This window comes from Agromyces humi (genome assembly GCF_009720255.1).
Taxonomy (GTDB): Bacteria; Actinomycetota; Actinomycetes; order Actinomycetales; family Microbacteriaceae; genus Agromyces; species Agromyces humi.
On record NZ_WJSP02000083.1, the window covers coordinates 1 to 12,095 of the forward strand.

Annotated in this window: 19 protein-coding genes; 12 read left to right on the forward strand and 7 right to left on the reverse strand. The window is 67.3% G+C overall.

The genetic code is table 11. From position 1 onward, the window contains the following. Positions 1-48: 48 nt before the first annotated feature. The 4 genes from GH736_RS09365 to GH736_RS09380 all read right to left on the reverse strand — a co-directional run bounded on the left by GH736_RS09365 (position 49) and on the right by GH736_RS09380 (position 2,562). Positions 49-882: a phosphoribosyltransferase family protein gene (locus GH736_RS09365; RefSeq protein WP_159602435.1), complete on the reverse strand. Its 834-nt coding sequence runs from the start codon at positions 880-882 to the stop codon at positions 49-51. A 158-nt stretch (positions 883-1,040) separates the two neighbouring features. After that, the gene (locus GH736_RS09370) at positions 1,041-1,340 is read right to left on the reverse strand and encodes a hypothetical protein (RefSeq protein ID WP_159602438.1); all 300 of its coding nucleotides are present in this window, start codon (positions 1,338-1,340) and stop codon (positions 1,041-1,043) included. After that, complete coding sequence (locus GH736_RS09375; RefSeq protein ID WP_159602440.1) at positions 1,337-1,858, reverse strand: hypothetical protein; 522 nt, start codon at positions 1,856-1,858, stop codon at positions 1,337-1,339. Before GH736_RS09375 ends, GH736_RS09370 begins: the two co-directional genes overlap by 4 nt. Next, positions 1,855-2,562, reverse strand: a complete 708-nt coding sequence (locus GH736_RS09380) for a hypothetical protein (RefSeq protein WP_159602443.1) — start codon at positions 2,560-2,562, stop codon at positions 1,855-1,857. The genes GH736_RS09375 and GH736_RS09380 overlap by 4 nt, the downstream gene beginning before the upstream one ends. An 88-nt stretch (positions 2,563-2,650) precedes the next feature. Between GH736_RS09380 and GH736_RS09385 the strand changes: the two genes are divergently transcribed. From GH736_RS09385 to GH736_RS09405, 5 genes are all read left to right on the forward strand, one after another. Continuing rightward, entirely contained in the window at positions 2,651-2,977 is a 327-nt protein-coding gene (locus GH736_RS09385; RefSeq protein WP_159602446.1) for a hypothetical protein, read from the forward strand. Then, positions 2,970-3,329: a hypothetical protein gene (locus GH736_RS09390; RefSeq protein ID WP_159602449.1), complete on the forward strand. Its 360-nt coding sequence runs from the start codon at positions 2,970-2,972 to the stop codon at positions 3,327-3,329. Before GH736_RS09385 ends, GH736_RS09390 begins: the two co-directional genes overlap by 8 nt. Next, on the forward strand, positions 3,326-3,847 hold the full coding sequence (locus tag GH736_RS09395; protein WP_159602451.1) for a hypothetical protein: 522 nt from the start codon (positions 3,326-3,328) through the stop codon (positions 3,845-3,847). The genes GH736_RS09390 and GH736_RS09395 overlap by 4 nt, the downstream gene beginning before the upstream one ends. A gap of 116 nt (positions 3,848-3,963) precedes the next feature. Then, the gene (locus GH736_RS09400; RefSeq protein ID WP_159602454.1) at positions 3,964-4,536 is read left to right on the forward strand and encodes a DUF262 domain-containing protein; all 573 of its coding nucleotides are present in this window, start codon (positions 3,964-3,966) and stop codon (positions 4,534-4,536) included. Between the two features lie 23 nt (positions 4,537-4,559). Beyond that, a complete protein-coding gene (locus GH736_RS09405) occupies positions 4,560-5,024 on the forward strand; it encodes a hypothetical protein (protein WP_159602457.1) in 465 nt (154 codons plus the stop codon). Here GH736_RS09405 and GH736_RS09410 read toward each other — a convergent pair. Next, positions 5,021-6,169 carry an ATP-binding protein gene (locus GH736_RS09410; RefSeq protein ID WP_159602460.1) on the reverse strand — a complete coding sequence of 383 codons (1,149 nt, stop codon included), beginning with the start codon at positions 6,167-6,169 and terminating at the stop codon, positions 5,021-5,023. The two genes, GH736_RS09405 and GH736_RS09410, sit on opposite strands and share 4 nt — an antisense overlap. Before the next feature lie 75 nt (positions 6,170-6,244). Here GH736_RS09410 and GH736_RS09415 point away from each other — a divergent pair, with 75 nt between their 5' ends. The 6 genes from GH736_RS09415 to GH736_RS09440 all read left to right on the forward strand — a co-directional run bounded on the left by GH736_RS09415 (position 6,245) and on the right by GH736_RS09440 (position 9,820). Beyond that, positions 6,245-6,706 carry a hypothetical protein gene (locus GH736_RS09415; protein WP_159602463.1) on the forward strand — a complete coding sequence of 154 codons (462 nt, stop codon included), beginning with the start codon at positions 6,245-6,247 and terminating at the stop codon, positions 6,704-6,706. Between the two features lie 7 nt (positions 6,707-6,713). Then, entirely contained in the window at positions 6,714-7,601 is an 888-nt protein-coding gene (locus tag GH736_RS09420; RefSeq protein ID WP_159602466.1) for a hypothetical protein, read from the forward strand. Continuing rightward, complete coding sequence (locus GH736_RS09425; RefSeq protein WP_159602469.1) at positions 7,598-7,921, forward strand: hypothetical protein; 324 nt, start codon at positions 7,598-7,600, stop codon at positions 7,919-7,921. Before GH736_RS09420 ends, GH736_RS09425 begins: the two co-directional genes overlap by 4 nt. A 71-nt stretch (positions 7,922-7,992) precedes the next feature. Next, positions 7,993-8,190, forward strand: a complete 198-nt coding sequence (locus tag GH736_RS09430) for a hypothetical protein (protein ID WP_159602472.1) — start codon at positions 7,993-7,995, stop codon at positions 8,188-8,190. Between the two features lie 25 nt (positions 8,191-8,215). Continuing rightward, on the forward strand, positions 8,216-9,415 hold the full coding sequence (locus tag GH736_RS09435; protein WP_159602475.1) for a metallophosphoesterase family protein: 1,200 nt from the start codon (positions 8,216-8,218) through the stop codon (positions 9,413-9,415). Between the two features lie 54 nt (positions 9,416-9,469). Continuing rightward, on the forward strand, positions 9,470-9,820 hold the full coding sequence (locus GH736_RS09440; protein WP_159602478.1) for a hypothetical protein: 351 nt from the start codon (positions 9,470-9,472) through the stop codon (positions 9,818-9,820). A 25-nt stretch (positions 9,821-9,845) separates the two neighbouring features. Here the strand turns inward: GH736_RS09440 and GH736_RS09445 are convergent, their stop codons facing one another. Both GH736_RS09445 and GH736_RS09450 read right to left on the reverse strand, forming a co-directional pair. Further along, entirely contained in the window at positions 9,846-10,646 is an 801-nt protein-coding gene (locus GH736_RS09445) for a hypothetical protein (protein ID WP_159602481.1), read from the reverse strand. A 28-nt stretch (positions 10,647-10,674) separates the two neighbouring features. Then, a complete protein-coding gene (locus GH736_RS09450) occupies positions 10,675-11,205 on the reverse strand; it encodes a ParB N-terminal domain-containing protein (protein ID WP_159602484.1) in 531 nt (176 codons plus the stop codon). Positions 11,206-11,359: 154 nt separating this feature from the next. Here GH736_RS09450 and GH736_RS09455 point away from each other — a divergent pair. Beyond that, positions 11,360-12,095 (forward strand): AAA family ATPase (locus tag GH736_RS09455; protein WP_159602487.1); only part of this gene is annotated, 736 nt, incomplete at its 3' end.

Here is a 12,095-nt window from a genome sequence, read left to right on the forward strand (position 1 = left end):
CGGCTTGGTGATGCGGCGGGTGAGGGTGGGGACAGCGGCGGTCATGGGTCAGGCTCCGATCAGGTTGGGGAGGATGGGGACGACGCGGGCTGCGACGTCGGGGTTGTGGGCTCCGGGGTGGGAGTCGGTGGTGATGATCTCCGAGTAGTGCTCGTTGAGTGCTGCGGCGTTGCCGCTGAAGATGCCGTGGCTGACGTAGAGGCCGAGGCGGTCACGGTGGAGGCCGGTGGCCTGGGCGAGCGCCGCAAAGGTGCCACCCCCATCACAGATGTCGTCGACCACGAGGTAGGTGCCGTCTTCAGGGAGCGGTTCGCAGGTGATGCCGAGGATCTTCCCGGTCTCGAAGTCGCGGTTCTTCTCGGCTCGGTAGAGCGGGAGGTGAAGGGCGGCTGCTGCTTCGGCGGCACGGGAGACGGCGCCCTTGTCGGGGGCGATGACGCCGGTGTAGCGGCCGGTTCCGAGGCTGCGGCTGGTGACGGCGTTCCGGATGGTGCGGGCGCTGCCGACGACGGTGAGGTTGTCGACGAGGGCGGGCATGATCTCGGAGTGGGCGTCGAAGGCGACGACCTTGTCGGCGCCGATCATGTTTATGAGGTCGGCGTAGTCCTTGGCACCGAACGGGGTGCCTCGGTCGGCGCGTGCGCCGGGGAGGTATGGGATGTAGAGGGTGAGCTCGCCGGTGTTGTCGAGTTGGCGAGCGGCTTCCACCCACATGCGTGCGGTGAGGAGTTCGTTGGCGTCGGCTCCGCGGATGATCGCGTAGGTCTGGACCTCGTCGACGGGCGGGTGGCCCTTGAGGTGGCACTCACCGCCGGGGAACTTGAACGACTGCAGGGTCGAGCGGATGTGGTATCCGTGCGACTTCGCGTGGAAGGTGATCACCGTGTCTAATCTCCTGACTTGTCATCCGGTTGATGACAAGTACAACATGCGCGGGAACCTCCGGCATTCCCCTTTTGGTGATTCACACCCGAAGTGGGGACACACGAAACCGGCCCGCAGCACCACTGCCACGGGCCGGTTTCCTGCGTTGCCGCAGGTCAGATGAGGGAAAGCCGCACATCGGGGTCGGCGGCGGACCGGAACCCGATCACGTCCCCCCTCTCCCCTTCGATGAGGGCGACGACTCGTGCGCCGGCCAGGTCAGCCCATTCGGTGACGCCGGCGACGTCGAGCAGTTGCTTGATCGTGCCGACGCCGTCGACCCCGGACTTCACCGACCGGGTGCTGCTGCCGTCAGCGTCGACCGCCACCTCGAACTGCATGCGCCCGGACGTCGGGTGCAGCCCGAGCGTCGGACGGCGGAGCCGGGACGGCTTCTCGAGAACCGCCTGCCTCACTGCTGCTCTCCGACGATGCCGAGGCTCAACTGGACCTGCGTGTACAGCGCCGGGTGCTCACCGCCGTCAGCGTCGACGACCGGCGCCGCCGCACGGACCACGAACTGGTCGGGCGACATGTGGAAGAACGACAGCTGGTTCGCCTTCCGCTGCTCGGCGAGAGCGAGCACGGTGAGTCGGTTCGCTTCCTCGAGTGCACGGGTCTGACGTTCGATCGCCGATGTCTGCCGGTCGGTCGCTTCGGCGACTTCGAGGGTCGCCCACAGTTGTGCGGCTGCGCGCTGCGCCTCCGAGTCGCGGAACGAGTCCTTGTTCGAGAGCCGCGCCAGCGCCATCTCTCGAGGCGACCCGGACACGCTGATCGGGCCGGTGTGGATGCGGTCGTCGGACATGCCCTCCGGTCGTGGTTCGCGGGTGAAGGGTGCGGGCATTTCGAACGCCTCCTCGTCGATGTTGGCGAAGTCGTTGGGGATCTGGACCTCGGTGGTCACGCCGAACTCGGCGTCGAAGTCGTTCACTTGACACCTTCGAAGAAGCGGGCGTTGCCGGTCGTCGCGGTGGTGAGCCCGAATCGGCGGTTGGCGCGGCGGGCTTCCTTCATCTCCTTGCGGAGGCGAGCCGCTTCGTCGTCACCGTCCGGGTCGACGAATGCGAAGAGGATCAAGACTTCGGTGGCGAGAAGGGCGAGCAGCGGGATCGCGGACGAGAACGCCACGCCGATGATCGCCTGGTAGGTGGTGAGGTTGTCGTTCCAGAAATCGAGGGTGTGGGTGCCGTTCGCGATGACGGAGAACATGGTCGACACGATCAGGCCGACGCGCACGAGACGGACCGCCTTCTGGTTCACGACGGTGCGGGCTCGGAGCGCGGCGTTGATCGCGGTGTAGCCGATGATCGCCATGTCGAGGAACACGGCCGGCAGCCATCGGAGTTCGTTGTTCGGTGCCATCCATCCGCTCATCGCGACGATCGCGTTGAACGACCAGAGGATGGACGCGGCGAGGACGAGCACGACGATGACGAGGCATGACACGACGTACCACATCCGGTCGGTGTCCATCTGCTTGAACCGGCGTACCTGCTTCGGCGCCTTCGTCGGCGCGGGCAGATCGGCGGGCTCTGGAGCCTCGTTCTGGAAGTCGAACAGGCGGGTCTCGTCGAAGAGGGCTGTGTTCGGGTAGTCGGTCGTGGTCGGCGCCGGTAGCGCAAGTGTGTCAGTCATCTCAGTCTCCGTAGGTGGGCGGCCGACAAGACCATGCGCGGGTGCCCGCAATCCCAGCCGGTTCGAGGCGGTCCGCACAGGAACGGGTATGGAGACCTTCCAGGAGCCCCTCGAGTGGCCGTACCCGGTATCGGCTGAGTTCGACTGGGCCGAGCCGATCCACCCTGACCTGCAAGTCGTCCTCGCCGAGCTCGGCGACGACGACATGCGCGAGCGGGTTGCGTCGCACCCGTCGATCGTGCAGCGCGCCGCGCGCGAGCTGCTCATCCTCGGCCGTCCCGCACTGGTCAATCTCCTGCGCACGAACCCGGAAGTCCCTGACGTGTGGCTCGACGTGAAGCCTGAGAAGAGCGCCTGGGCCGCTGCACGGAAGTCCCGGCCGCGGAAGTCCCGGAAGGGGGCCACCCGTGCGTGACGCAACGCTCGTATGGGTCGGCGACGGCGCCACCGCTCCCCTGCTCACCATCTGCTGCGGCGCTGACCTCGACGACGGGCTGTGCTTCGAATGCGAGACCGTACCGCCACAACCGACGGAGTTCGGCTGCTCCTGCGGCCGCCGCGTCGTCACCGTCATCGACGGATGGATGGAGTGCCTCGGTTGCGGCGCCTGCTGGGAGACCGCGTCGGCAGCCGGTTCGGCGGCGACCGGTTGGGATCCCGCCCGCGCCAGCCATCTCTTCCGTGAAGGCGACGCGCCTTTTCACCCGCTGCCCGACACCCGGCCGACATGGGATGACCTGTTCGCGAAGCTGGCGGCTGACCTGTGACCGTGACGGTGGGCGTGGCGATCGCCCTGGTCGAAGGTGCGCTGAACGACGAGCTCGAGTTGGCTCTGTCGAAGGCGTTGGAGGTGTTCCCTGCAGCGGAGGTGGTGGAGTCGTGCTTCCTGTTCTCGGCAAACGTTGCGATGAACGCGGACGAGTCAGCCGCGTACGGCTCGAACCCTGCACCCGTCTCATTGACGTTGAACGCGATGGCGCGCGGCCAGGGGTGGACGCCGGCGCACCCCGACCCACGGTACGTCGACGCGGCCCGCTCATCGTTTCGGCAGGTCGGAAGGGCGGTCCTGGATCGCGTGTTCAGCCTCTCCACGGGACGGTCCGTGCCGTCGGGGACGATCCGGCTGTCGCTCGGCTGGCACAACGCTTCGGCGGCCGGGGCGGCATGGTTCGCGCTCGAGATGCTGTTGTCGCAGGCTGTGACCGTCAACCGGCCCGCAACGGAAGTGCTCGCAGAGTACCGTTCCTGGTTGACGCGCGAGCTCGGTGAGCCGCCGGGCACCTAGGGCGCATGAGTGACAACCGGTTCCGCACCAAGGCTGGATCGACCATCCTGAACGGCTCAGACCCCAAGCCGCAGACGGTCGCGGAGGTGTCCCTCTCCCCCGCGCATGACCTGCCCGTGAAGAAGACCCTCCAGACCGAGGCTCCGATCCGGCACCTGTCTATGCAGGGCGAGCAGCGTCGTGCGATCGCCTACGTGGAGGACGTGCAGAGCAACTACCTCGACGTCACCCCGGAGTATCAGCGACCTCCGACGTGGTCCATCGACCAGCGCCGGCTTCTCGTTAAGTCGTGGTTGATGGGGCTGCCGGTCCCGGCCGTCATCATCAACGTGCGACGGGACTGGCCGGGGATCACCGTGAACGATCCGTGGACGGCGCTCGTCGACGGGAAGCAGCGCGTGGAAACCGCGCTCGCATGGTTCGAAGGCGATCTCGCCGTACCGGCGTCATGGTTCGAGCCGGGCGACGTGGAGCAGACCGAAGAAACGGAAGACGGCTCATACGTCCGGTTCGCCGGGCTGGCGCTCCGCGCACAGAGGCTCGTGCAGAACCGTGCGATGCTGCCGACCATCGAAGTTCGTGTCGGGTCCGTTGAGGAGGAAGCCGAGATGTTCCTCCTCGTCAACACTGGCGGTACCGCGCAGAGCGAAGAGGATCTGGACCGGGCCCGCCAGGTCGCGGCCCGCTGACCGCCGCCGCATGTCTTCCTGGCATGCCCCTCGAGTCGATCGACCTGCCGTTCAACGACGCGGTCAAGGCTGAGCTCGCCCGCGTCCCGGATGGTTCACCCCGCGCCGGCGAGCTGTGGGGTGCCGGCGCTGACGGGCAGGTGCAGGCGATTGTGCTGGTGACAGCGGAGCTGAACGGGTTCTACTTGGCGATCCCGGTGGTCCCAGCGACAGGGTGGGCGACCGAGCAGGAGCTGGTGATGCCTGAGAGCATCCTTGGGATGGAAGCGACGATCGTCCTGGCGGCGGAGTCAGGCCTCCACGAGTCCCTCCTTACCCGCAGGTTCACGACGGCGGCGACCGCGGCAGAGATCGTCGACGTCCGCGCTGCAGCGCACGACCCGGACCGGCAGACGGTGTTCCCACGGGGTTCCGGCGAGGATGATGAGGACGCCGTTGAATGGCGGAGGATCACCGTCGCGAGGTTCCGCGACCTGGCGTTCTCCTAAGCGTTTCTGCGGCGGACGTAGTCGACGAAACCGGGGACCGAGAACTCGAGCTGCCCGGCGGTCGGCGAGTGGATGACGCCCTTGCGGATGATCCGGTCACGGACCGGCCCGAGCCCGTTCAGGGTCTTCCCGAGGTGAGCGGCAACCGCCCCCGATCCGACCCGCTTCCCGGTTCTCGGCATGAGCTCAGCCATCGCGTCGACGTACTGCCGCTCCCCTTCGCTGAGACGTTCGTACCGGGCTGCGTACAGGCCGGAGTCAAGCAGTCGCCGGGCGACGGTGAGCCCCTGCCCGGCAGCGTTCTCGGTGATCGTGTCGCCCGACGCGGCGTTCCACGATTCGCTGGCGAACAGCTGCACGAGGTACGGGTAGCCGTCGGATTCGGCGACGAGACGGTCGGCGGCCGCGGAGTCCCAGGTGACGCCCTGCTTGAACGCCGGGGCGATGATCGCCTCCCGGGCGTCCTGCGCGGTGAGGTAGTCGAGCCGTTCGAACCGGAACCGTTCGGTGTACGTGTTAGCTTTCGACATCTCCGCCGGCAGGTACGGAAGGCCGGCGCCGATGAACATGATCGGCAGGTCCCGGAGCGCGCCGAGCGCCTGGATGAGGATCGCCAGGTCCCGTTTCCGGAACACCTGCAGCTCGTCCACGATGATCGCCACACCGGTGCCGTGGTCTTTCGCGACCTTCCCGAGCGATCGGAGGAACCCGACCAGGTCGTCGTACGGATCCGGTGGGACGGTTGCGCGGGTGTCGACGGTGAAACCGACCCCGGCAGGGCCGAGCGCGAGTTTCATACCGCCGATGCGGGCGAGAGCGCCGGGCAGCGCTGCACGGAGCTTGCTGTTCGGCAGCTCGTTCGCGGAGTCGGTGACGATCGTGCGGATCGCCTGCCCCGGTTCGACGTCACGTCGGACCTCGTAGTACCCGGCCATCCAGCCGCGCTGCCGGAGCATGTCGCGGATCTCGTACAGCAGGGACGTCTTCCCGACACCTCTAAGCCCGATGAATACGATCGGGTTTGCTTCGCGGCCGCCGTCGACCTGGTCGGCGAGGCTGCGGACGATCGCGACCTGCTGGTCGCGGCCGCCGAGAGGTTCCGGGCGGGTGCCGGCGCCGGGCGTGTACGGGTTGATGCCTTTCACGTGGGACTTCCCTCCGTTGCGATCCGTTATACCGTAACGAATCGCACCGACATCGGAGCCGCGCATGGGATGGGTGTGACCGCACCCGAAATCGAGAAGTTGATCGCCGCCGCTCACCACGACATTCACATCACGATGCTGCCTGCGACGCCGGAGGGCATCCGCACCAAGGAACTGCTCCTCCAGACGGCCACCGCCCTCGAACAGGCTGAGCGCGCACGAGTCGCCGCCGAGGCGAAGGTGGCGGAGCTCGCCGCGCTCCACCCTCGCGGTCCGATCACGCCGGCTGCGGGCGCGGAGATCGACGGGTGCCAGTGGTGCGGGGGGCCGTGGCCGTGCACGCATGCCGACACCATCAGCACGGCACCGTTCACGCTCGGCGGCCACCTCGAGTCCATCCTTTCCGACGCGGTCGCCCGCGCAGTACGAGCGTCGAAGGTCATCGATGGGCACCCCGCCCAGAACACGATCACCGCGGACATCGCGGACGACGCGGTGAGCCGGTTCGCTTGGGAGCTTCGCGACACCCGCGCATGACGCTGTCATGAGCGAAGCAAAGAGGTTCCGGGCCGTAGCTGCCGACGGGCGCATGCTGTACCCGTTCCCGGGGCGTGTGCTGGAAGGCGCCTGGGGCCGCACCGACTGGGTGACCGAGGGTGTCGAAGTCCGCCGCTCCATGGGCACCCGCGGTGAACTGCTGATCGTCCCCGCCGCCCTCACCGAGGTGGCGTACCGCGTCGAGGACACCACGGCGGCCGTCACCACGTGGGTGTGCCGCAGCGAGAACCCGCACCTGCCCGACACCGTGCCCGGAGACGCCTGGGATGCGTTCGCGAAACCGTTCGGCTACGACGAGGACGGCCACTACAACGCCGCCAGCTGGTACAAGGCTGAGATCGCCGGGGTGCAGCACGTCGTCAAGACCATCGACCTGACCGGGTTCGAGGACTTCCCCGCCAACCTCCTTGACCCCGCGTCGACGCTCGACCCGGACCCGTCGTTCACGTGGGCGCCGTCACCGGCGTACCTCGTGTTCGGTGAGTGGTTCGGCGACGCTGTGCCCGGCGCGCTCGTGGGGTTCTCGGAGCGGCTGGTGAAGATGGTCGAGGACCGGCTGCCTTCACACGTGAAGGTGTGGACCCATGAGCACAAGAGCGGACTCGTGAAGGGCAGCGTGACCCTCCAATTCGAGGACCGCCGCACCTTCCCGCTCCTCCGGACCGACAAGCGCCGGAAGCAGCAGTTCGGGGTGTCGACCCAGTCGTTCTCCTTCGAGATCCCGTTCGCGAAAACGATCCCCGCCAAGTCGAAGGCCGCGGCGATCGCTGAGTTCCACCGGACCGTCGACGCGATCGTCGCGCAGATCGACGTGCAGAAGCCTGCCGTCTGCGCCCACTGCTCCGGCGACGGTGTCGTGATGGTGGCCTCGTGAGCGCGTTCGCGGACTGCTTCCTCTGCGACCAGCGGATCACCACCGTCGACGACCACCTCACCGACGCGGAGATCGCCGCGAAGTTCGCCTCGTTGGGGTGGACTGTCGGCCCGACCCGATGCCCGGAGCATGTCGGCCTGGACGCCGCTCCGCCACGGGAGCAGTGCACGACCGTGCACGACGACGCCCCGTTCGTCCGCCAGGGGATGGCGGCGTCTGCGCAGTCGACATGGTGGGGCCCGAACCGGTTCGCTCCCCGCGAAGGGACGTGCCGGTGGTACCACCACTACGCGGTCGAGCCGGCCACCGCCGCCGTCTGATGCCGACGACGCCGGGCCGGCTGCAAGGAAACGTCGCACGTCAGTCCGATCATGAGAGGTAGAGGTACCCGATGACCCTGTTTTCCGTCACGTACACCGCCGAGGTGGAAGCTTCCAGCCCTCGCGAAGCGGCCGAGCTTGCCGCCGCAGGCCTCCTCGAAGGCGCGCCCGCCGCGGTGTTCGACGTCGAATGGGAGGACGAAGGCGGCACATCCGTCTGCCAGCTCGTCGACCTCGAAGAAGACGAAGCGCTCGACGCCGCCGTCTGACCTCCAACCCGCGCATGAACGCACCATGAGCAGCATCACCTTCATGCACACCGGCGACGAGCACATCGACTCCGACGCCCACGGCACCATCAACCCGGTCACCGGGCGGAACACCGCCTGGGAGTCGAACTACCGTGTGCTCCGTTTCCTCGCCGAGGAGGCCGTGGAACGCCGCGCCGGGTTCTTCCTGTCCGCCGGTGACAACTTCAAGACCGGCCGTCCGTCGCAGGAAGCGCTGCTCATGTTCGTCGAAGCGCTCACGCCGCTCGCGGATGCGAAGATCCCCGTGATCCTCCTGGACGGCAACCACCACCTCACCGGTGTGCCCGCCGACCACCGCACCGTCATCCACGTGGTCGCGGAGATGCTCCGCGCCAAGGGCGGCACCGTGGTGATCGCCTCCGACCCGCAGCTGATCCGCCTCGACAACGGTGCGCAGATCGCTGCGCTGCCTTGGCTGTCGAAGAACCGGGTCCTGAACGAGCTCGAACTCACCGACCTGTCCGCGGCGGAAGGTGACCGTGCCGTCGCCGAGTACGGCATCCGGAAGCTCGAAGAGCTCGCCGGGCAGGCCGACCCGAACGCGCCGCTGATCATGGCGTCCCACGTCACGGTCGACCACCTCCGCATCGACGCGGTCACCGAAGGGTTCCGACGCGGGTCCGAGATGGACCTCGCGCACCTGTTCTCCGAACCGGTACTCCCGATCGCTGAGCTCAACAAGCTGCCGTTCCAGTACGGGGCGCTCGGTCACATCCACACCCCACAGCACTTCGGCGACCGGTACTGGTACGCCGGATCACCGAACCGGATCACCTTCACCGACATGCCCGACGAGAAGGCCGGGAACTTCGTCACCCTCGACGGAGGAGCCCTCGACGTCGAACGCATCGGCACACCGGCCCGCCGGATGGTGTCGATCGACCTCGAAGCCGAGGACTGGGAGCAGGTGCTCGACACGGTCGCCGAGAAGGACCTCGTCCAGGTGAAACTTGTCACCGGCGCCCCAGAGGTGCCCCGCGAGATCCGGAAGGCGATCGCTGCCGCCGGCGCCACCCTCGCGGACACGAAGGCGCGCCCGAAGCCTCGTGCCGAGACGAAGAAGGTCGCCCTCCCCGAGAAGGTGGATCCGATGACGGCGTTGAAGAAGTGGGCGGAATTGAACGCCCCGGCCGGCATCGCACCGGAGACGCTTGTCGACGCGGCAGAGGCGTTGGCCGCGTAGCCCCACTCTGCCCGTTCGAGGAAGATGGTCTAACGCCTAGTACCGAGGAGCTCCGTGACTGACCTGGAAAAGTATCCTGACGCGGGCAGCACTCTCCGCAGCCTAGGCTGGATCGCATTTGTCATCGGGACGGTGCTTGCTGGGGTTTGGTTCGTGTTCGGGATTTTCCGTGTCGCGATATCGCGGGCCTCCCTCTTCGGTGTTCCCAGCACCTCAGCGATGCTCCCACGGGATCTACCGGACCTCTGGTTCACCGCAGTGTTGATGAGCGCGGCGACTGCATTCCTTGTCTACGCCGTTCGGTCATTGCGGAAGCAAGACCTTCGCTGGCGGGCGGGGATGGTACTTGCGGTGCTCTCCGCGCTCGTCGCGGGGCTGAACTGGCTCGTCCTGGCCGTCCGCTGACGGTCAGGGCGGATAGGTCATCGGTCTAGTCGCCGATGGTTCGGCGGCCGGGCCAGCTGACACCGCTGCAGAGGATCTGTCGGCCGAGGTTCGGGAACCCCTCGACGTTGAGGTTCGCGACGTCGCGGATCGTGACGTTCTTCGAGCCGAACTCGATCTGGTCTGCCATCTTGAGCACCCGTTCGCGGTCCGCGTCGGTCAGCTTCCGCGGATTCATGTTGTCGAGGGAGAACGGCTCCCCTGCAGCTTTCTTCCGCATCGCCAGTGCGACGTCCTGGCGGGCAGCGCCCGCGACCCCTGATTCGTCGTTGATCTCGAAGCCGCGCCTCGCCCACACGTAGGCGCCGTCCCCGACCGCCATGGTGATGATCTTCGTGAACCCCATCCGGATGTACTCGGCTTCGGCGGCCGCGTTGAACTCGGTGGCGAAACCGCCACCGCGTCCGGCCGGGTCGAAGATGTGCAGGTCGTCATGGGTGACGGTGCCGTCATCGAGGAAGGACCGTTGGAACGAACCGACCGCCGTCCCGGCAGCGTCCCGGATGTCACCTTTCCAGACATGTCGGGCTGAGGTGTCGCCGTCGTACTGCACCCGGTCGACCCGCCCGTCGACGGTGTACCCATGCTTCCCGTACGGGCCGGTGATCAGGTCGGGAATACCGAACAAGGCGGCCGCCGGCTCGTCGTCATCGGCGTAGAAATCGGCGTAGGTCACCGGATCGAGTGCTGGGATCGGGTCTCGGAGTTCTGCGACGCGCGGGTCGTCGACGAACCGCCCATCCCTGGTCGAGTACAGCTGGCCGGCAGCGTTCCTTCGGGTTGTCATGGACGCCTACGTGCGCGGCCATCCAAGGTCAGGCGACGGGGTCGCCCGCCCGCCACCATCCGCTGTCCGATGCGACCGCGTCCCGCCGGTTCGTCACGAGAAGGATCGGGACTGACTCGATGCCGAGCTCGCGTGCTGCGGCGAGGCGGTGGCAGCCGTCCCCGAAGATGATGTCCCCGTCATCGTCACGGAACGCGGTCAGCGGCCGGGTGAACCCGTGCTCGGCGATCGAGTCGACGATGTCGTCGTAGTTCTCGTGTTCGACCTTGCGTTCCAGGAGAAGGTCCCATTTCGCGGCCCGGTCGTCGCCTTCCATCGTCGCGATCTGCGCCAGGCAGGCTTCGACGTCGTCTTCAGCCATCCACCGGTCGGATTCGTCCGAGTGTTGGAGGTCGTGCCGTGCTGACTCGAGCTCGTCCCGGAACTGGTCGACAATCGACCCCATGTCCAGCGCGTCGAGCAGCTGGAGCACTTCGCCGACTTCAACGTCAAGGACCTCGCCGACCTCCCACCCGTCGATGAGTTGCGCGTACCTGTCGTCGACGTCGAGGAGCGCCACTTCGGATCGACCCGCCGTGGCAACGGCGGGATCCTCGACCCACCGGCCGGTCGCGACCGAATACAACTGGCCGGCACGGTTCCGGCGAACCGAGGGGCTGAAAGTCATCGTCATGCCCGGGTACGTGCGCGGCTATCCCGCGCATGTCAGGTGCATGCTGATCCAGTCGATTGAACTCGAGGGCTTCTGGTCCTACCGCGACCCGCAGCAGATCGTCCTCGACGGCCACCCGCTCGTCGTCGGCGTCGGAGAGAACGGCGCCGGGAAGTCCGCGCTGCTCGTCCACGCGATCGCCGCGGCGCTGTACGGGAAGTTCCCGACGAAGACGATCGACGAGTCGATCTCCGCCGACGCCCCGCAAGGCCGAGTGAGTGTCGAGTTCACGATCGACGACACCCGCTACCGGGTCTCCCGGACCTACCCCCGCACCGGCTCTCCCACCGGTCAGGTGATGATCGCCGACCCGGGCACCCGTTCCGGGTGGCGGGCCGTCACCGAGAAGGGCATCCGCGAGGTCACCGCGTACATGCAGGACCTCCTCGGCATGCCGTACGAGACCGCGACGATGACGTGGCTGGCCGAGCAGGGGCAGTACGGCCGGTTCGCGTCCGCACCGCCCGCAGAGCGATTCAAGCTCCTGTCGACGATCTTCGGCCTCGACATGTACATGCAGAAGGCGTCATCCGCCGCCGCCGCAGCGCGCGCCGCGGACGCCGAGGTCACCCGCGTCGACGGCCGTATCGCCGAGGTGGTCGGGTCCATGGAGCAGGCCGACGAAGCCGACCACGGGTTCGCTGCGATGTCCGACGACCAGGTGGTGCAGAACGCCGCCGACGCCGCCGACGAAGTCGACCGGTACACGCTCCAGTTGGCGGAACTGAACGCCGCCG